The organism is Romboutsia sp. CE17 (assembly GCF_012317385.1).
In the GTDB taxonomy this organism is placed as follows: domain Bacteria; phylum Bacillota; class Clostridia; order Peptostreptococcales; family Peptostreptococcaceae; genus Romboutsia_E.
On the sequence record NZ_CP051144.1, the window covers coordinates 1830060 to 1850019 of the forward strand.

General features: G+C 28.9%; 15 protein-coding genes. 1 reads left to right on the forward strand and 14 read right to left on the reverse strand.

The window, feature by feature from the left end; all coding sequences use genetic code 11:
• Window positions 1-13: 13 nt before the first annotated feature.
• The 7 genes from HF520_RS08750 to tpiA form a co-directional block, all read right to left on the reverse strand.
• The gene (locus HF520_RS08750; RefSeq protein ID WP_168573660.1) at window positions 14-1699 is read right to left on the reverse strand and encodes a ribulokinase; all 1686 of its coding nucleotides are present in this window, start codon (window positions 1697-1699) and stop codon (window positions 14-16) included.
• Window positions 1700-1788: 89 nt separating this feature from the next.
• Window positions 1789-3144, reverse strand: a complete 1356-nt coding sequence (locus tag HF520_RS08755) for a sn-glycerol-1-phosphate dehydrogenase (RefSeq protein ID WP_168573661.1) — start codon at window positions 3142-3144, stop codon at window positions 1789-1791.
• A 23-nt stretch (window positions 3145-3167) separates the two neighbouring features.
• On the reverse strand, window positions 3168-3983 hold the full coding sequence (locus tag HF520_RS08760) for an HAD-IIA family hydrolase (RefSeq protein ID WP_168573662.1): 816 nt from the start codon (window positions 3981-3983) through the stop codon (window positions 3168-3170).
• 239 nt (window positions 3984-4222) lie between these two features.
• On the reverse strand, window positions 4223-6226 hold the full coding sequence (tkt, locus tag HF520_RS08765) for a transketolase (RefSeq protein WP_334296651.1): 2004 nt from the start codon (window positions 6224-6226) through the stop codon (window positions 4223-4225).
• Window positions 6227-6281: 55 nt separating this feature from the next.
• Window positions 6282-6932 (reverse strand): fructose-6-phosphate aldolase, encoded by a 651-nt coding sequence (gene fsa / locus HF520_RS08770; RefSeq protein ID WP_168573664.1) that lies wholly within the window; start codon window positions 6930-6932, stop codon window positions 6282-6284.
• 72 nt (window positions 6933-7004) lie between these two features.
• A complete protein-coding gene (rpiB, locus tag HF520_RS08775; protein ID WP_168573665.1) occupies window positions 7005-7469 on the reverse strand; it encodes a ribose 5-phosphate isomerase B in 465 nt (154 codons plus the stop codon).
• Between the two features lie 26 nt (window positions 7470-7495).
• On the reverse strand, window positions 7496-8275 hold the full coding sequence (tpiA, locus tag HF520_RS08780; RefSeq protein ID WP_168573666.1) for a triose-phosphate isomerase: 780 nt from the start codon (window positions 8273-8275) through the stop codon (window positions 7496-7498).
• Window positions 8276-9074: 799 nt separating this feature from the next.
• Between tpiA and HF520_RS08785 the strand changes: the two genes are divergently transcribed.
• Complete coding sequence (locus tag HF520_RS08785; RefSeq protein ID WP_168573667.1) at window positions 9075-9836, forward strand: DeoR/GlpR family DNA-binding transcription regulator; 762 nt, start codon at window positions 9075-9077, stop codon at window positions 9834-9836.
• A gap of 248 nt (window positions 9837-10084) precedes the next feature.
• Here the strand turns inward: HF520_RS08785 and HF520_RS08790 are convergent, their stop codons facing one another.
• The 7 genes from HF520_RS08790 to HF520_RS08820 form a co-directional block, all read right to left on the reverse strand.
• The gene (locus HF520_RS08790; protein WP_168573668.1) at window positions 10085-11068 is read right to left on the reverse strand and encodes a hypothetical protein; all 984 of its coding nucleotides are present in this window, start codon (window positions 11066-11068) and stop codon (window positions 10085-10087) included.
• Window positions 11069-11241: 173 nt separating this feature from the next.
• On the reverse strand, window positions 11242-12783 hold the full coding sequence (gene rny, locus HF520_RS08795; RefSeq protein ID WP_168574803.1) for a ribonuclease Y: 1542 nt from the start codon (window positions 12781-12783) through the stop codon (window positions 11242-11244).
• A 234-nt stretch (window positions 12784-13017) separates the two neighbouring features.
• Window positions 13018-14073 carry a recombinase RecA gene (gene recA, locus HF520_RS08800; protein ID WP_168573669.1) on the reverse strand — a complete coding sequence of 352 codons (1056 nt, stop codon included), beginning with the start codon at window positions 14071-14073 and terminating at the stop codon, window positions 13018-13020.
• 459 nt (window positions 14074-14532) lie between these two features.
• Window positions 14533-15075, reverse strand: coding sequence for a CDP-diacylglycerol--glycerol-3-phosphate 3-phosphatidyltransferase (gene pgsA, locus HF520_RS08805; protein ID WP_168573670.1), 543 nt, complete (start codon window positions 15073-15075; stop codon window positions 14533-14535).
• Window positions 15062-16399, reverse strand: a complete 1338-nt coding sequence (gene rimO, locus HF520_RS08810; protein ID WP_168573671.1) for a 30S ribosomal protein S12 methylthiotransferase RimO — start codon at window positions 16397-16399, stop codon at window positions 15062-15064. The genes pgsA and rimO overlap by 14 nt, the downstream gene beginning before the upstream one ends.
• Complete coding sequence (gene mnmH, locus HF520_RS08815) at window positions 16393-17451, reverse strand: tRNA 2-selenouridine(34) synthase MnmH (protein WP_168573672.1); 1059 nt, start codon at window positions 17449-17451, stop codon at window positions 16393-16395. The genes rimO and mnmH overlap by 7 nt, the downstream gene beginning before the upstream one ends.
• Window positions 17452-17453: 2 nt before the next feature.
• A complete protein-coding gene (locus HF520_RS08820) occupies window positions 17454-19898 on the reverse strand; it encodes an FtsK/SpoIIIE family DNA translocase (protein ID WP_243155133.1) in 2445 nt (814 codons plus the stop codon).
• Window positions 19899-19960: the final 62 nt, after the last annotated feature.

A 19960-nucleotide genomic window follows, 5' to 3' on the forward strand; every position in this document is an offset into this window, starting at 1 on the left:
CCCTTAAAAAAGATTAAGCTAGTACCTCTAGTACGTTTTCTTTAACTTCTTTTTTTATGTTCTTTAATCTTAACATTGAATCATTTATTCCAGTTCCAAAATAGTCATGTAATATCTTATACTCATTGTATAATTTTTCATAAACTTCTACATTCTCTTCTATTGGAATAAATACTTCATCTTTTAACCTTGCCATATTATTTGCTGCATCTACTATATTTTCATATCCTCCAACTTCCTTACCTGCTGCTACAGCTGCAAACATTGAAGATCCTAAAGAAGTAGTTTGTAATTCTGCTGAAACTTTTATTGGTTTATTAGTTACATCTGCATATATTTGCATTAACATCTTATTCTTTTGTGATAATCCACCACAAGCATATAATTCATTTATTGGAACTCCATGCTCTATAAATGATTCTATTATAACTCTTTGACCATATGCTGTTGCTTCAATTAACGCCCTATATATTTCTTCTGGCTTAGTATGTAGAGTCATACCTAAAATCATTCCTGTTAAATCTGCATTAACCAATATCGATCTATTACCATTAAACCAATCCAATGCTACAAGTCCACTTTCACCTGGCTTTAATTTCGATGCCTTTTCTTCTAATAATTCATGTATTCCTATATTTCTATCTCTAGCTTCTTTGTTATAATTTTCCGGAACACAGTTATTTACAAACCATTCAAATATATCACCCACTGCAGTTTGACCTGCCTCATATCCGTATAATCCTGGTATAACACCATCTTCAACTAAACCAAATATTCCTGGCATTGGTTTCTCTTCTTTTGCTATTACAATATCACAAATTGAAGTTCCCATTATCATTAACATTTTTCCACTGTCTACAACCCCAGATCCTGGTGCAGACACATGAGCATCTATGTTCCCAACAGCTACTGCTATTCCTGGATTAAGTCCCATTTTTTCGGCCATTTCTGGCAGTAATTCTCCTGCCTTTTCTCCTAATGTTTTAACTTCTCCAAATAACTTTTCTTCATAGAAGTTTTCTAGCTTTGGATTTAATTTTGCCATAAATTCTTTACTTGGGAATCCTTCTCTTTTATTCCATAATGCTTTATATCCTAAAGTTCCATTGCTTCTTACTAATTTCCCTGTCATTTGCATGGTTACCCAATCAGTTCCTTCTATAAATGCATATATTTCATCATAAAGTCGTGGGTCATCATTAACTAGTTCAAATATTTTAGGTAATAACAACTCTGATGATATCTTACCTATTCTTTTATAAAATCTCTCTCCCATTTCTTTAGCCAACGCATTTATTATATTAGCTTCTGGCTGTCCACCATGATGTTTCCATAATTTTGTCCAAGCATGTGGATTGTTTTTATACTCATCTAAGTTGCATAGTGCTTGACCTTTTTCATTAATAGGTAATACTGTACAAGCAGTAAAGTCAATACCTACCCCCACTATATCCTCTTTGTTAACTCCTGATTTTTGTACAGCATCTGGAACTGCTCTAAATAATACTTCTAAATAGTCATTTGGATTTTGTAGAGCCCAATCTACTGGAAGTTCTTCTTTAGTAGTTGGTAGTAAATCATCTATAACTCCATCAGCATAATTATAAACAGATTCCCCTACTACATTTCCATTTTCACAATTAACTACTACAGCTCTTCCTGATTGTGTTCCATAATCTATTCCCACAACATACTTCATTACAAATTCCCCCCTTAATATCTTTTAGTTTTTTTATGTTTTAAAATGATTTTTTTGGGTATATATATTAATGGAAGTTACATGCTATATTAGCATGTAACTTCTACATAATATTCTTTTGCAATTACTTTACTATACTCTGGCAATAACCTTAAATCCCATAATAAGTGACTTATCGTATATCTATCTCTAATTTCCTTTGCATAAAGTATAGCATCTTCTAACATTTCATGACTTATATAAGAATATCCATAATCTAATTCAATTGAATCAAAAATATCCATTATATCTTTTGATGATGGTCCAGATGAAAGTAGCTCAATTATTGCATCTTTGTTCGCTTCTATAGAAGCTAATCTTTTTAACCTCTTAGCCTCTGATAAAGTATCATTTTTTTCACTTAAACTAAATATCTCATGTGATGCTTCTTTGTATTTGTTTAAGATATCAGACTTCCAATTTGCTAAACTAAATTTAAATTCTTTATTTTCTTTTAATTCTTTATTTGTATTTATCAATCTTTCACGAAGCTTTTGAGTAATAACTGTTCCACAAGCTACTTTTTCTCCATGTAGAGGTATTTCAAAGTTTTCTAATAATGCCTGGATTTCTATGTAGTGAGAAAGATGATGTTCAGAGCCTGATGCTGGCCTAGAGTTTCCTACAAAACTCATGCCTATACCTGTAAGGATTAAGCTATCCATTAACTTTTTAATTCCTATTGCTGTTCTATTTTTTATATTTTGAGCTTCATTTAAGACTTGATTTACTGAATAGTTAACTAATTCATATACTTCTTTACATAAATACTCGCCATTTACTAAATGACCTAATTGCCAATCTTTAAGAGCTGAAAATTTACCCATTATATCTCCAAATCCTGCAAGAATCATTCTATATGGAGCATCTTTTAATATATTTATATCAGCAAGTATTGCTTTGGGTAAATTTGCTGGATATGTTACTTTTAGATTATTTAAAGTCAATGCAGATACGTTTGATGCATACCCATCCATTGAAGGTGCTGTTGCAATAACCATATATTCTTTATTTAATTTATAACTTACGTATTTGCATATATCATTTATTACACCAGATCCAATGGCTATTATAAATTCATCTTCTTTAGGATTAAAATTAACAATAAACTCCGATAAAGCGTTTTCATCAGGTGTCAACTCATGCTCTCTTACATAAGTCATAGTATTTATATTAAAATTTTTATTTTCTAACGCTTTATTTATCTTTTCACTGCAAAGGTTATAAGTATTATTATCATATACTAAAAATAAATTTTTATATGCATATTTTTCTAATAAATCTCCTAACCTATCTATTGCATTTTCTTCTATTATTACATCCTCTATTGGTACCTCATGAGTTCTCTTGCAACTACAATTTTGTATTCCTTTTAAAAGACTTTCTACTGAAATATTATTATTCATCTCATTTCCCCCATTAAAGTTTATTATAGCAATGCACCTACTTCTTTTAAATTGCTGTATATATCTTTTACTGAATTAAATACATATGTTGGATTTACATTTGATTTTTCTAAATCGTGCATTGTAGTCTCTCCTGATAATACTAGTACAGATGTTATATCAGAATTTACTCCTAGCATTACATCTGTATATAATCTATCTCCGACCATAGCCATATGATGTTTTTCAATATTGAATTTTTTACTTATAGATTCCACTATACACTTATTAGGTTTTCCTATTATATAAGGTAACTTTCCTGTAGAAGCTTCTATCATTTTTATCATTGATCCTGTATCTGGCATGTACTTTCCACCTTCTAATGGACAATTTAAATCTGGATGCGTTGCTATATAAGACACTCCTTCTCTTAAGTAGTCACAAGCCTTCCATATTTTATTGTAAGTGAGAGTTGTATCAAATCCTAATACTACAAAATCAGGCTTTTCATCCGTATCATTGACTAAAATTATACCATGATTTATAAATTCATCTTCTAAATCCTTCGTTCCAAGTAAAAATACCTTTGGATTTGGTTTATCTTCTGTTAAATATATGGCAGTTGCTTCACCTGATGTAAATATGTTATCAATATCACAATTTATACCTAATTTTTTTAGCTTTTCTACATATGTAGTTTTTGATTTGGATGAGTTATTTGTCATAAATATGTATCTTTTGTTTTGAGCTTCTAACTCTTCTAAGAATTCTTTAACTCCATCAATTAGATTATTTCCTAGATATATAGTTCCATCCATATCTAATAAGAAACAGTTAACATCCTTTATGTTTTTACTCATATTCCTATTCTCCCAATATTTAATTTTCGTTTACTTTTATTTTTTTTCTTTTTCTACTTATATGGTAGTATCTTTATAAATATATATCAACTATTTTTATTATTTTTTTATTTTTTATTTTTATTTATTGTTTTTACTTATTATTTATCTGTTTTTATTTTAATTTTTTAATTATTAACATAATATATTAGCTATACAATAAATTAATTTATTTTAAGGAACGACTTTTTAATTTACTTTTAAAAGGCTAGTTCTTTGTTAGCTTCTACTACTTTTATAGCTCTATCAACTACATTTTCCACTGTAAAACCAAATTTCTTAAATAAATCTTTTGCATTTCCTGATTCTCCAAAGTGATCTAAAGATATCATATCTCCATCTATACCTATATACTTATACCAACCAAATGATGATAATGCTTCAACACCTAATCTAGCCCTTACATTTTTAGGCAGTATACTTTCTTTGTACTCATCACTTTGTGCTTCAAATAATTCAAAAGATGGCATACTAACAACTCTCGAATCTATACCATGCTCTTGCAATTTATCATAAGCTTTATATATAAGTTCAACTTCTGATCCTGATGCTATTAATATTAAATCTGGAGTATTTTTTTTAGACTCTCTTAGTATATATCCTCCTCTTAAGGCTCTTCTTGCATCACCTTCATATAAAGGCAACCTTTGTCTTGTTAATACTAATGATGTTGGTGTGGTTTTATTAGTCATTGCATAATACCAGCCTGCTGCAGTCTCTCTTGAATCTGCTGGCCTAAATACAGTCATATTAGGCATACTTCTAAGACCTGCTAATTGCTCTATTGGTTGATGAGTAGGTCCATCTTCTCCAACTCCTATGCTGTCATGAGTTAATACATATACTACAGGTAAATTCATCAATGATGAAAGTCTCATGGATGCTTTCATATAATCACTAAATACAAAAAATGTAGCACAGAACACATTAAGTCCGCCGTGTGCACATATACCGTTAGCTATTGCTGCCATTGCATGTTCTCTGACCCCAAAGTGAAGATTTGCTCCATTTCTATTTTCTTTTGAAAAATCTCCCCTATCCTTCATATAGGTTTTATTAGAAGGTGCTAAGTCAGCAGACCCACCTATGATATTTGGTATTATATTCGATAACCTATTAATAAGTATTCCTGAAGACTCTCTTGTAGCCATTTCCTTATCAAAATTCCAAAAATCTTTATTTTCTAATAGGTCTTTTTCATCAATATTATTATCATGCCAAATTTCATATTCATTAGCTAATTCTGGATATTTATTTTTATATTCTTTCATTAATCTATTCCAGTTTTCTTCTTTTTCTATACCACTATTTATATACTGGCTCATCGTTTCATATACACTATTAGGTACTTCAAACGGTATTTCGCTAGTCCATCCTAAATTTTTTCTAAGAGCTTTTATATTATCTATTCCTAGAGGCTCTCCATGAGCAGATGCTTTACCTTCTTTTTTAGGACAGCCATATCCTATTATTGTATTTACGATTATAATAGATGGTTTTGAAGTTTCAGCTTTAGCATCATCTATTGCTTTATCTATAGATTCTACATCATTTCCATCATCAACTTTAAGCACTTGCCAACCGTAACTTTCATACCTTTTAGCAACATTCTCTGTAAATGCTATATCTGTACTTCCTTCTATAGATATTTTATTTGAATCATATAAAACTATAAGCTTTCCAAGTCCTAGAGTTCCAGCTAATGAACTTGCTTCTCCAGATATACCTTCCATTAAACATCCATCACCTACTATTGAGTAAGTATAATGATCTACTATGTTATAATTATCCCTATTAAATTTATTACTCAAATGCGCTTCAGCTATAGCCATACCAACAGCATTACATATACCTTGACCTAGGGGACCTGTTGTTATTTCAACCCCCGGAGTATGAAGGTATTCTGGATGACCTGCTGCTATACTATTTATCTGTCTAAAGTTTTTTATATCTTCTATACTTACTTTATATCCAAATAAATGTAGCAAGGAATATTCTAACATTGATCCATGACCAGCAGATAAGATAAATCTATCCCTATTTTGCCAGTTTGGATTTTTACCATTGTGATTCATTTTTGACCATAGTGTAAATGCCATCGTAGCTGCTCCTAAAGGTAAACCTGGATGGCCTGAATTAGCTTTTTGTATAGCATCAGCTGATAGTATTCTAACTGCATTTATACATTGTTTATCTATGTTAATTTCCATATAAAATCCTCCATAAATTCCTATATTAAACTAATTACTTAAATAAAATTTATTTATTATTAAAAGCTTCTTCCCAATCTTTTTTAAATTTTTCTAATCCTTGATCTGTCAATGGATGTTTTAACATTTGATATATTAATTTAGCTGGAACTGTGGCTATATCAGCACCAGATTCAGCAGCTTCTATTACATGTATAGGTGTCCTAACACTTGCTGCTATTATCTTTGTGTCTATATTATGAATCTTAAATATTTTCGATATACTCTTTACTAAATCCATTCCTATCATTGATATATCATCTATTCTTCCTAAAAAAGGGCTTACATAAGTTGCTCCCGCTCTTGCTGCTAACAAGGCTTGAGAGGCTGAAAATATTAATGTTAGATTTGTTTTTATTCCTTCTTTAGAAAGAACTTTAGTAGCTTTTAACCCTTCTTCAGTCATTGGTATCTTTACAACCATATTAGGGTGTATTTTAGATATTTCTCTGCCTTCTTTTATCATATTTTTCGCATCTTCACTTATAACTTCTCCACTTATATCCCCATCAACTATTTGAGTTATCTCTTTTATAACTTCATTAAAATCTCTACCTTCTTTTGCTATAAGAGATGGATTTGTTGTAACACCACAAATTACTCCCATATCATTTACTCGTCTTATATCTTCAACATTAGCAGTATCTATAAAAAACTTCATCTTTATATCCCCCTTTAAATTAGTACAATATAATGTACTTTAATATCCCATTTTTGTAAGTTACTTTATTGATTATATATTCATTGCATTCTTGATTGATTTTTCATACTCTGAAATTCTGTCTACCTTATCTTTGGATCCTCCACCTGCAAATTCACAAATTAGCCATAATTCAACTAAATATTTAGCAAGTTCGGGTGCTATTACCCTTGATCCCATACACATTATTTGCGCATCATTACTTTTTCTAGAACGCTCTGTGGAATACGGATCATGACAAACCGCTGCTCTTATGCCATCAACTTTATTTGCAGTTATAGCCATACCAATTCCTGTTCCGCAAATAAGTATACCCCTTTCGTTATCACCTCTTTGTATTGATTCTGCAACCTTTATAGCTATATTTGGGTATAATACTTTTTCAGATACTGTATAAGTTCCAAAGTCTTCTACTTCTATTCCCTTGCTTTCTACTAATTTTTTTATAATTTCTTTTAATTCAAATGCCGCTTCGTCGCATCCTATTGCTAATTTCATTTGCTTATCCCCCTAATAATTTATTTTTATAATGCTTTCTCTACTGCATTTAAAGTACTTTGCACCATAGCTCTAAAATTTTCTACTTTTAATCCAAATCTACCTATAAATAATCCATCTATATCATCATATTTCACTAGCTTAGGAGCAATTTGCGGACTTACTGAACCACCATAAATAACTCTTATCCTATCAGCTACACCTTTTCCGTATTGTTCTTTAATTACTTGACGTATATATTTATGAGTTTCATTTACATACTCTGGATCTGCTGATTTATCCTGACCAATAGCCCACACTGGCTCATATGCTAAAATAACTTTCTTTCTAAAATCTTCACTTAATCCCTCTAAAGCCCATTCTATTTGAGTTTTTAAAACTTGTTTTCCTATGTTATTATATAAATCATCTTTTGTTTCTCCTATGCAAACAACAGGAATCAAATTGTACTTTTCACATATTTTTACTTTTCTATTAACTAAAATATCACTTTCTGCAAACATATCCTTTCTTTCAGCATGGCCTAATTCTACATAACTACAGCCTATTTCTTTTAATACATTAGCTGGAACTTCTCCTGTATAGGCTCCTTTTTCTGCAAAGCATACATTTTGAGCACCATATTTTATATTGCTTCCTTCAAATTCATTTGCAACAGTTTGTATCATTGGGAAAGTAGGCAATATAAATATTTCAACCTCGTCTATATTTCCCACTTCTTTACATATATCCTTAGCTAATTTTTTCCCATCAAATATAGAGTTTATATGCATTTTCCAACTCGATGCTACTATTTTCTTTCTCATAACTTAACACCTTACTTTCTTTTTGTGATTTTCAAATAGACTATTTACTATATCAATTACTGTATTATCACTATATAAAATCATCTTTATCTGCTTGTTCTAATAATGATATATATTCCAATAAATATTTAATTCTATCTATACAATAATCTTATTTATAGTCTCATTTTTTATATTTTGCAAAATGCTTTAATTTGGATTCCAATAAATAAGGTTAATTTCTGATAACAAAAAATCGTTTTCTTATTATTTATACTGCTCTTTAATAATTAAACTGGAGTTTTTATATCATTCATATATTTACTTTTATTTCCAGATACTCCATTAAAAATATACTAAAGCTTTTCATATTTAATTTTTAATTCTTAATTCTTTATCGTTTATGGTATTATTTAGAACTTTTTCATTTGAAACAAATTACAAGTATTTTTAGGATATGTAACTCCCATAAACAGTACTACTAACTTGCACATAGAAGACATTGTAGAATTGTTAATAGATCTAAACTCGTAATCTCTATTTTATGATACATGACTGAATTAAAGTAGTGATTCTATATTGTTATTTATATTTAACTTATTTTTTATTTATTTGTTTTATATTTTATATGGTAGTATGTTTGTTTTTAATTATCAACTATTTTTGTGTTTTTTTATTTTTATTTTGTTATTTCTTAACTTTTACTTACTTTTTATGTTTTTAAATTGTTTTTAAGTTTCTTATGTGCTATATTTTAAGTAATAATAATTATAAAAACAACATTTACTATGAATAGATATAATGATTAAGGAGATATACTATGTTGGTTTTAGAACGCCATATTAAAATAATTAATTTATTAAATAAAAATCTTAGGATGACGACTAACGAGCTTTGTGAACAATTAAATGTTTCTGCGACGACTATTCGAACTGATCTAAACTTTTTAGAAAAAGAAAATTTGATAAGAAAATTTCATGGAGGAGCAGCTATAATAGAACAACATTATACGATGGACATTCATAAAAGAGATAAGCAAAATCCAATTGAAAAAGAGGCAATAGCTAATGAAGCTTTAAAATTAGTACAAAACAATCAATGTATTATACTAGATGCAAGTTCAACTTCATTAGCATTAGCTAGAAAATTAGTAAATTTCGATAGGCTAACTGTAATAACTAATGGAATTTATACTATGATGGCATTAAAAGATATTCCTAATATTACAGTTATATTTATAGGTGGTATTGTGACTAAAAATTCTGCTTGTACTGAAGGTCTATTAGGTTCTGATTTGCTAGACAAAATAAATGCAGATATTTCATTTGTATCATCCCATGGATTTACTTTAGATGAAGGCTTAACAGATTTTAATATTTATGAAGTTGAGTTAAAAAAGCAAATGTTAAAACGCTCTAAAAAATCGGTTGCATTATTAGATTATACAAAATTTGAGAATATTTCCACAGCTTCATTTGGAAGTCCTAGTGATATAGATCTAATAATTACCGATAAAAATGCTGACGATACATCTATTATGAAATATCGCAAGGCTGGAATTCAAATAAAAATTGTTGAATAATACTAAGTTAGTAATTCATACTATATATTTAATTCAAATTTTCTAAACTTTTACATATTGTATTTATATATCTACTTCTACAACTTATATCATTATATTTTATATGAAAAAGTCTGTAGCTAAATTTAGCTTAATGTAAATCTATCTATAGCTTCTTCATATAAAATATATATCATACTTTGTATTAAGATTATATACAATCTCTTACCTGTCATTTAAATTTTCTATTAAAAATTTTAACTTTATATTTAGTGATTAAGATTCTTTTTATTATCTAAACATTTTTCAGGATAAATATATATCAATTCCCACATCCCTTCATCATTTTTCTTATAATCAGCAATTTTAATATCCACCCCATTAGTAAGTTGATAAAATAATACATAATATTCATTTTTATTCTTATCTTTAAAATACGCTTTCTTTTCATATCCATTTTGATCTATATTTATTTTTCCATCTACCAATGAACACCAATCTCCATATTCTATTGATATAAATGACTCCGCATCATATCTCCAACCATGATATGGAGCACATAAATAATTTTCACATAGGTATTTCATATCCTTTATTTTATATTGATTTTCTTCTTTTTCTAAATATATATATCCATAGTAATATGCAAATAAACCAATACTTTCACTTGATCCTTCTATTACTTCTAATTCTACAAAATACTTTAAATCATTTGGTTTATTTTCATCTGGAGCAACTTTATTCATCTTTATTAAATTGATATGTAATTTATTTTCAAAAGATTTTAAGTAATCCTTATAAGAATATTTAGATTTATAAGAATTAGTAAAAAAGTTATAAGCTATAGGATATGGAACTTTTCCATCTCCTAAACTTCCACAACCAGTTTTTGTATCATCTAATGGATTCGCTGCTTCTCTTAATATGCTGAAATAATTTATTATAGTATCTTCTGGAGTTTTCATAAGATCTTTAGGCAAATTTATTTCTGAGTATTTTTTTCCATAAAAATCATATGACCTACTTTCTCTTTTATCATTTAATATTATCATGTTAGATGGTCTAAAAAATCGTTCTAAGCTATAATATTGATTCATATTGTCATTTTCAGTTTCTATATCACAAGTGAAATCTTCTTCAATATAACTGCCACCTAGTATCATTTTATTTTTATTTACTTCTTCAGCGTTAGATATTATTGCTGTTACAATAAAAATCGATATTAATACATACATAAATTTAATATAAAACATAATTTTTATCTCTCCATATTTTAAAATACATACTTATTTATTATGTTTCACTACTCTATTCTTAATACATAAATTTAAAAATTATAATTACTTATATTTCATTTTAAATATATAATAAAAAACCTGTTTTAATAAAATTGTCTTTCAACATTTATATTAAAACAGGTTTATTTTTATTTTGCGTATTCTATTGCTCTAGTTTCCCTTATTATACTAACTTTGATTTGACCTGGATATTCTAATTCATCCTCTATTCTCTTAGTCATATCTCTAGCTAATAAATGCATACCTTCATCTGTTACATTTTCCGGTTTTACCATTATTCTAATTTCTCTACCAGCTTGTATTGCAAATGATTTTTCAACACCTTCATATGAGTTAGCTATTTCTTCTAACTTCTCTAATCTCTTGATATAAGCCTCAAGAGTTTCTCTTCTTGCACCAGGTCTAGCTGCCGATATTGCATCTGCTGCAGTAACTAGTACAGCTTCAATTGTCTGAGGTTCATAATCTCCATGATGAGTACTCATAGCATGTATTACTTCTTTAGATTCTCTATATCTTCTAAGTAAATCCATACCAATTTCCACATGAGTTCCTTCCATTTCATGGTCAACTGCCTTACCTATATCGTGAAGTAAACCAGCTCTTTTAGCCAACTTTACATCTGCACCTATTTCAGCAGCCATTATACCAGCTATATGAGCTACTTCTATTGAGTGTTTAAGTACATTTTGACCATAACTAGTTCTATAGTTAAGTCTACCTAATAATCTAACTAATTCTGGATGTAATCCATGAACTGCAGTTTCAAAAGTTGCTTGCTCCCCATATTCTTTAATTGTATTATCTACTTCTTTTCTAGCTTTTTCTACCATCTCTTCGATTCTAGCAGGATGTATTCTTCCATCTGCTATAAGTTTTTCAAGCGCTATTCTAGCAACTTCTCTTCTTATTGGATCGAATCCTGATAAAATTACTGCTTCTGGAGTATCGTCTATTATTAAGTCTATTCCAGTTGCTGTTTCCAAAGTTCTTATGTTTCTACCTTCTCTACCTATGATTCTTCCCTTCATTTCATCATTAGGTAAATTAACCACTGTAACAGTAGTCTCTGCGACATGATCTGCCGCACATTTTTGGATGGCATAACCTATAATTTCCCTTGATTTCTTCTCAGCTTCTTCTTTAGCTTGAGTTTCTATTTCTTTTATCATTATAGACATTTCACGTCTAACATCTCTTTCTGCTTTTGATAATATTATTTCCTTTGCTTCATCTGATGTTATCCCTGATATGCTTTCTAATTTTTCTAATTGTTGATTTTTAATAGAATCAACTTCTTCTTCTTTTGCTTGAACTACTTTTAATTTTTCATTAAGACTAGATTCTTTAGATTCTAAATTTTGTAATTTTTTATCTAATGTTTCTTCTTTTTGTACTAATCTATTTTCAAATTTTTGTAATTCATTTCTTCTAGACTTATTCTCTCTCTCTGCGTCTGTTCTTAACTTATGAATTTCTTCTTTAGCTTCTAATAGCTTTTCTTTTTGTAATGTTTCCGAGTCTCTTTCTGCTTTATCTAAAATTTCTTTAGCTAGTTGATCTGCTTGACCAATCTTCGCTTCAGAAATATTTTTTCTTACAAAATATCCAACTCCTACACCAACAGCTATTGCTACTATACATATTGCTATCGTTTCTATGACATCCACCTCCTTTGTTAATAATCCCAAAATGTCATTTTTGCAACTTGAAAAATTTATTATTAAGTAAACTATGCTACATAATAAACTCTCTTGAGAGATAAAATTTATAATGTAACAAAATGTAAAATTTTAAATTTACATATTGTGGCATAATTATTTTTAATAATTTATCCTTACTTAATTTTATTATTTTTTCTAGCTTATGTCAAGTTAATAGGATTAATAGGAGGCATTGTTTTTTTATTCTTCAAAATTATCTATACTTTCGTTATCTTCATGATCAACAGCATTATCTTTTGCTTCATCTAACTTATAATGAGCTCTTACTTTTGCATCTATTTCATTAGTTAAATCCATATTATCTTGTAAGAATTTTTTAACATTCTCTCTACCTTGCCCAAGTTTTATGTCATTATAGCTATACCAAGCTCCCGACTTTTTAACTATATCAATATCTGCAGCTATATCTAATAAATCACCTATCTTAGATATACCTTCTCCATACATTATGTCAAACTCTGCCTGTTTAAATGGAGGAGCCACTTTATTTTTTACAACTTTAACTCTAGTTCTACTTCCTAAAACTTTATCACCTTGTTTTATAGTATCTATTTTTCTAACATCAAGTCTTACTGATGAATAGAACTTAAGCGCTCTACCACCTGTTGTTGTTTCTGGATTACCAAACATTATACCAACTTTTTCTCTTAATTGGTTGATGAATATTGCAACACAGTTAGACTTTTTAATTGATCCTGTTAATTTTCTTAATGCTTGAGACATAAGTCTAGCTTGAAGACCAACATGAGAGTCTCCCATATCACCTTCTATTTCAGCTCTTGGAACTAATGCTGCAACTGAGTCTACAACTATTATATCTATTGCATTACTTCTTATTAAAGCTTCTGTTATTTCTAATGCTTGTTCCCCTGTATCCGGTTGAGATATTATTAAGTTATCTATATCTACACCTAAAGCCTTTGCATAAACTGGATCTAGTGCATGCTCTGCATCTATAAATGCAGCTATTCCACCTTGTTTTTGTGCTTCTGCAACCGTATGAAGAGCAACTGTTGTCTTACCAGAAGATTCTGGACCATATATCTCTATTATTCTTCCTTTTGGAAGACCTCCTATACCAATTGCTATATCAAGACCTATAGAACCTGTAGGTATAACATCTATGTTCATAGATGTAGCTTCTCCAAGTCTCATAACTGAACCCTTACCAAAATCTTTTTCTATTTTCCCTAATGCAAGGTTTAGGGCTTTTAACTTTTCTTGTTCTATACTCATACTTTATAATCTTCCTTTCATCTATCTAAATAAAAATTTATTTTGTTCATATTTTATTAATGGATTTTAATTCTAAAAAGTTCTAATCAAACATTTGTTCGTATTTAATTATACCTCATTAAATATATCTAGTCAAATTTTCTTAGAAAAGATTTTTATATAATAAATACCAATAGTAAAATTTTACCACACTTATTTCATTTATAAACCCTTTTATAAGGTTTTATACAAATTTATATGATAAATTTTAATATTCAGTTTTATGTCACTTATGTATATTTTAAAGCATATAAAAAACTACCTTTGTAATTTTTATTTTATACTTTCTATATTTAAATTATCCTCAATTAATTAAAATAACTTAGATAAAATACACAGTATTGCTATAATATATCTAAATTATAATATGAAAGCTTTGTAAAAAAATGCTTTGAGGAGCTATTCCTCAAAGCATTAATATTATTTACTATTCATAAATAAATCTTTATTTTTATATAGATATTCCCAACCAGAATATAAAGTAATTAAAGTAGCTATAAGTATAAACACAAATCCTATATTTAATAATAAAGTATTATTAAAGTTTGCCCCTAATAATAAAACTATTATTGAAAGCATTTGTGTTATTGTTTTTAATTTACCTCCACCACTAGCAGCTATTACTTTTCCTTCTGCTGCAGCTATTGCTCTTAATATGCTTACTGTAAGCTCTCTTGCTACAATTATTATTACCATCCAAGCTGGTACTAATGAAGCTTCTATCATACAAGTTAATGTTGATATCACTAATAACTTATCCGCAAGTGGGTCCATAAATTTCCCAAAATCAGTAACTAAATTACGACTTCTTGCTATATGTCCATCCATTGCATCAGTTATCGAAGCTACTATAAATATTATACATGCTATTAGATATTTATTTGGTATATTTAATAACATTACTACTATTAATACAGGTATTAAAATTATCCTAAATAACGTTAATTTATTAGGCAAGTTCATCTATTACATCTCCCATTAAATCATACTCTAATGCATTATTAATTTCTACCATTACGAAGTCCCCTGGATGTAGTTGCTTTTTAGACTTAACATAAACTATACTATCTATTTCCTCTGCATCGCCTTCAGTTCTTCCCATATAAACATTCTTTTCTATTTGTTCTTCTATTAGAACTTCGAATGTTTTACCAATTTTATTTGCCATAACTTCTTGAGATATACCTTGTTGTAATATCATTAGTCTTTCTCTTCTTTGCTCTTTTACATTCTCATCTATATGGTCTGGTAATTTATCTGCTGCTGTACCTTCTTCTCTTGAATATGCAAATGCTCCAAGTCTATCAAATTTAACTTCTTTAGCAAAATCTAATAATTCTTCAAAGTCTTCTTCTGTTTCACCTGGGAATCCAGTTATTATAGTAGTTCTTAATGTCGCATTAGGTATATTATTTCTTATCATATCTATCTTAGCTAAGATATCTTCTTTTGTTGTATGTCTATTCATTAATTTTAATATTCTGTTGCTCGCATGTTGTATTGGCATATCAAAATAGTTACATATATTATCATATTTCTTTATAACTTGAACTAATTCTTCTGTTATTGATTCAGGATATGAATACATTATTCTTATCCACTTTATGCCTTCAATTTTAGCTAATTCTTCTAATAACTGAGGTAATTTTGCTTCTCCATTGTATATATCTGTTCCATAAGTTGTACTATCTTGTGCTATGACTACAAGTTCTTTAACACCTCTTGATGCTAAGTCTTTAGCTTCTGATATTATATCTTCCATTTTTCTACTTTTTTGCTTACCTCTTAGTTTAGGTATTATGCAATAAGTACAGTGCTTATCACACCCTTCACTTATTTTTAAGTATGCCATATAACTTGGTGTTGAAACGTATCTTGGAAGTTCTTCATTAAAAGCAAATTCTATATCATTTAAACTAACTATTTTATTTTCCTTTTCAAGTCCTGCAACTATTTCATCTATATTTTGGTAACTTCCAGTTCCAACTATAGCATCAATTTCTGGTATTTCTGCTTTTAACTCTTCTGAATATCTTTGAGCTAAGCATCCTGTTACTATAAGAAGTTTTAAATTTGCTGTTTCTTTTAATTGTGCAATTTCAAGTATTGTGTCTATTGATTCTTGTTTAGCTGACTCTATAAATCCACAAGTATTTACTAAAGCTATATCAGCTTCTTCCATATTTCCTACTAATTTGTATCCTTTCCTATTTAAGATACCCATCATTATTTCTGCATCTACTAAGTTTTTTGAACATCCTAATGATTCAAGTGCTATTTTTAACATGTTTTTGCTCCTTTTACTGCTGTCTTATGAAAATTTTTTAAATCTTCTATTGTCTCATTAATGTCTTTAAAGTCCAATATTTCATTGTACTTATATTGATTTACAGAATGCATATAAAGAGGATCATAGTATTCTATTAAATATTTTTCTACAAGTTCTTCATACTTTTTATCATCTAATAGTTGTGTATACTCATCAACTTTCTTTTGACCTAACCTCTTTTTAAATCTACCTATACATTCTCTTAGTACATCAATATTTCCTTCATTTCTGTCATAAATATAATCTTTACAAAGCCTTTTAACTCTGTCTTCTATATTACATTCTATTAAAATATGATACCCATCCCTAATTATAGCATCATAAATTTCATTTGGCACTAATACATGACCAACTCTTTTACTTTCACTTTCTATAAATATAAAATCTGTTTTTGAGTAAAATAATGAATTAAATATTCTAGTTTCAAAAGTTTTTTGAGTTGGAGGCTTCTCATCGAAAGTTATAAATCCAAATACTGATCCAGTATTTTTAGCCATCTGTTCTAAATCTATTATATCAATATTATTTTTCTCTAATTCAACTAATAGCTCTGTTTTCCCTACTCCAGTTAGTCCATGAAGTACTATAAATTGTTTTTTATCCATTATATTCTTTAAATAGTCTAGCACATAATTTCTATAAGATTTATATCCACCTTCTAGCTTATATAAATCAATACCGATTGATGACAAAAGATTTGCAAAGCTTCCACTTCTCATTCCACCTCTTGCGCAGTATATTACTACATGATCATATTGATTTGATAGTTCTTTTACTTCTCTATACATGTCTTTTAACTTTGGTGATACAAAATCAAATCCTTTATCAATTGCCTCATGCTTTCCTTCTTTTTTATATATAGTACCTACTTCATGATGCTCATCATTACTAAATAATGGTATATTGTGCGCATTTAATATATGATCATCATTATATTCTTTCTCAGTTCTAACATCTATAAAGATTGTATTTTCAAGCTTTAAAGCGTCCTCTATATTTATTGTCTTCAAATCTATTCACCTTCTAAACTCGATAATTCTTCCTTAGTTATTAATACTTTTCTAGGCTTACTTCCTTCACTTGGACCTACTATTCCTCTTTCTTCCATAGAATCAATTAGTCTAGCAGCTCTATTGAATCCTATTTTAAACTTCCTTTGAAGCATTGAGGCTGAACCTTGACCATTATTTACAACAAAGCTTATTGCTTCTTGAAGCAAGTCATCTTCATCACTTGGTTTTTGCACTACAGCTTTTGAGATAGTATCCATTATTTCGTCTTCATATTTTATTTCTTCTGTTACTTGATTTTTTATAAAATCTATAACTCTTTCTGACTCGCTCTCAGAAATAAATGCACCTTGAAGTCTAACTGGCTTTGATGCACCTAATGGATAGAATAACATATCTCCCTTACCTAATAATTTCTCTGCTCCACCTAAGTCAAGTATAGTTCTAGAATCCGTTTGAGATGAAACTGCAAATGCAATTCTAGATGGTATATTTGCTTTTATAACACCCGTTATTACGTCAACAGATGGTCTTTGAGTTGCTATTATTAAATGCATACCAGCAGCTCTTGCCATTTGAGCAAGTCTACATATATAATCTTCTACATCATTTGCACAAGCCATCATTAAGTCTGCAAGCTCATCTATTATTATTACTATCTTAGGAAGTTTTTCTTCCGCTTTTTCATTATAGCTTGTTATGTCTTTTACTTGATTTTCTGCAAATAACTTATATCTTCTATTCATTTCAACAACTGCCCAATTTAAAGCATTCGCCGCTTTTTTAGGATCTGTTACAACTGGTATTAATAAGTGTGGTATCCCATTATAGCTTGCAAGTTCAACAACTTTTGGATCTATTAATAAGAACTTAACTTCATCAGGATTAGCCTTATATAATATACTGTTAATTAAAGTATTTACACAGACACTCTTACCTGAACCAGTAGAACCAGCTATAAGTAGGTGAGGCATTTTTCCAATATCAGCTATTATTGGTTTACCACCTATATCCTTACCTAATGCCATAGCAAGAGGCGATTCAAAACTTCTAAATTCTTCACTTTCTAGAACCTCTCTTAGTCCTACCATTTGACTCTCTTCATTTGGAACCTCTATACCTATTGCACTCTTTCCTGGTATTGGAGCTTCTATTCTTATGCTCTTTGCAGCTAAGCTAAGCGCCAAGTCATCAGTTAAATTTACTATTTTACTAACTTTAACTCCAGGGCTTGGTTGTATTTCATATCTAGTTATAGTAGGTCCTACTGTAACTTGATTAACCTTCGCTTCTACACCGAAATCTGATAAAGTTTTTTCTAGTAATGAAGCATTTTTCAATACTTTTTTCCTTCCATTTTCGTCAGCTTTTTTATCAAACTTATTTAATATATCTATACTAGGCTTTTTATAATTTTCATATTTTGAAGCTTCATTCATATTAAGATTAATTGGTTGAGTATTTTCAATCTTTTGTATTTTGCTAAGTTTTTGTGTTTTATCAAGATTTTGCGATTGATCAAACTCTTTATTTTCCTTATTCATCTTTTCAAGGGTAGAGTTTTGAAGATTTTTTAATACATCTAATTCTGATCCACTTTGTGTTCCTTCAAGTATTTCTAAATAATCATCTTCTGCTTTATTAAAGCCTACTATTTTTATAGTCTTGTCATCTACACTATCTTCTAAACTTACAGCAGGTTCTTGTTTTGCATCTTCTTTATGCTTCTTAGCTTTATCCATCATACCTTTAAAGAATCCTGATTTATTTTCTTCTATCATAGTTTGTTCCATTGTGCTATCATCAACTTCATCAGTTATCATATCTAATGCAGATTGTTTTAGATTTGAAACTTTTTCTTTTAAATTTGAACCTTTTATCTTAGGTTTTCCTTTTCCAGAATTTAGATTATATAATAAATCTTGTATTGATATATTAAATGTATAAATTACACATAATAATAATACAAATATGCTTATTAACCATCCACCAGTTATTCCAAATATTGCTTTTATATAATAAGCAATTATAGATGTTATTAATCCTGTACCAGTTCCATCAACCCCCATTTCCATTACATCAGTTATCATAGTTGATTTTAATGGAGAGTCTACTGGTATACTTCTTGCATTTATTAATCCGTAAAATACAAATACAAAAGCAAGAATTATATAATACGTCTTACTATTTTTTAATCTGTAAACATATTCATTTTCTTCGAAAAAGCCAAGTATACCTGATATGATTACTATAAAAGGTATTGTAAATGAAAGACCTCCGAATAAACCTTTAAACATGTTTTGCATAAAATTGCCTACAAGTCCCATAGAACCTGAATTTAAACTATATAATAAAAATATACCTATGAATATAATAACTAAATTATGATATTCTGCTCTAAATCCTAGGTCTTTATTTTTTTTATTTTTGCTCTTTTTCTTTGCCACTCATCTCACCTCTTACTTTTTCTAACCTATCCACCCTAAAAAATACGGCTTTTTAATTTCAA

Bases quoted from the DNA above. Each gene is read 5' to 3' on its own strand.
- pgsA (WP_168573670.1), bottom strand. From the start codon at position 15,075: ATGAACTTGCCTAATAAATTAACGTTATTTAGGATAATTTTAATACCT.
- HF520_RS08755 (WP_168573661.1), bottom strand. From the start codon at position 3,144: ATGAATAATAATATTTCAGTAGAAAGTCTTTTAAAAGGAATACAAAAT.
- HF520_RS08790 (WP_168573668.1), bottom strand. From the start codon at position 11,068: ATGTTTTATATTAAATTTATGTATGTATTAATATCGATTTTTATTGTA.
- HF520_RS08760 (WP_168573662.1), bottom strand. From the start codon at position 3,983: ATGAGTAAAAACATAAAGGATGTTAACTGTTTCTTATTAGATATGGAT.
- HF520_RS08750 (WP_168573660.1), bottom strand. From the start codon at position 1,699: ATGAAGTATGTTGTGGGAATAGATTATGGAACACAATCAGGAAGAGCT.
- tpiA (WP_168573666.1), bottom strand. From the start codon at position 8,275: ATGAGAAAGAAAATAGTAGCATCGAGTTGGAAAATGCATATAAACTCT.
- recA (WP_168573669.1), bottom strand. From the start codon at position 14,073: ATGAGTATAGAACAAGAAAAGTTAAAAGCCCTAAACCTTGCATTAGGG.
- fsa (WP_168573664.1), bottom strand. From the start codon at position 6,932: ATGAAGTTTTTTATAGATACTGCTAATGTTGAAGATATAAGACGAGTA.
- rpiB (WP_168573665.1), bottom strand. From the start codon at position 7,469: ATGAAATTAGCAATAGGATGCGACGAAGCGGCATTTGAATTAAAAGAA.
- HF520_RS08785 (WP_168573667.1), top strand. From the start codon at position 9,075: ATGTTGGTTTTAGAACGCCATATTAAAATAATTAATTTATTAAATAAA.
- rimO (WP_168573671.1), bottom strand. From the start codon at position 16,399: ATGTTAAAAATAGCACTTGAATCATTAGGATGTTCAAAAAACTTAGTA.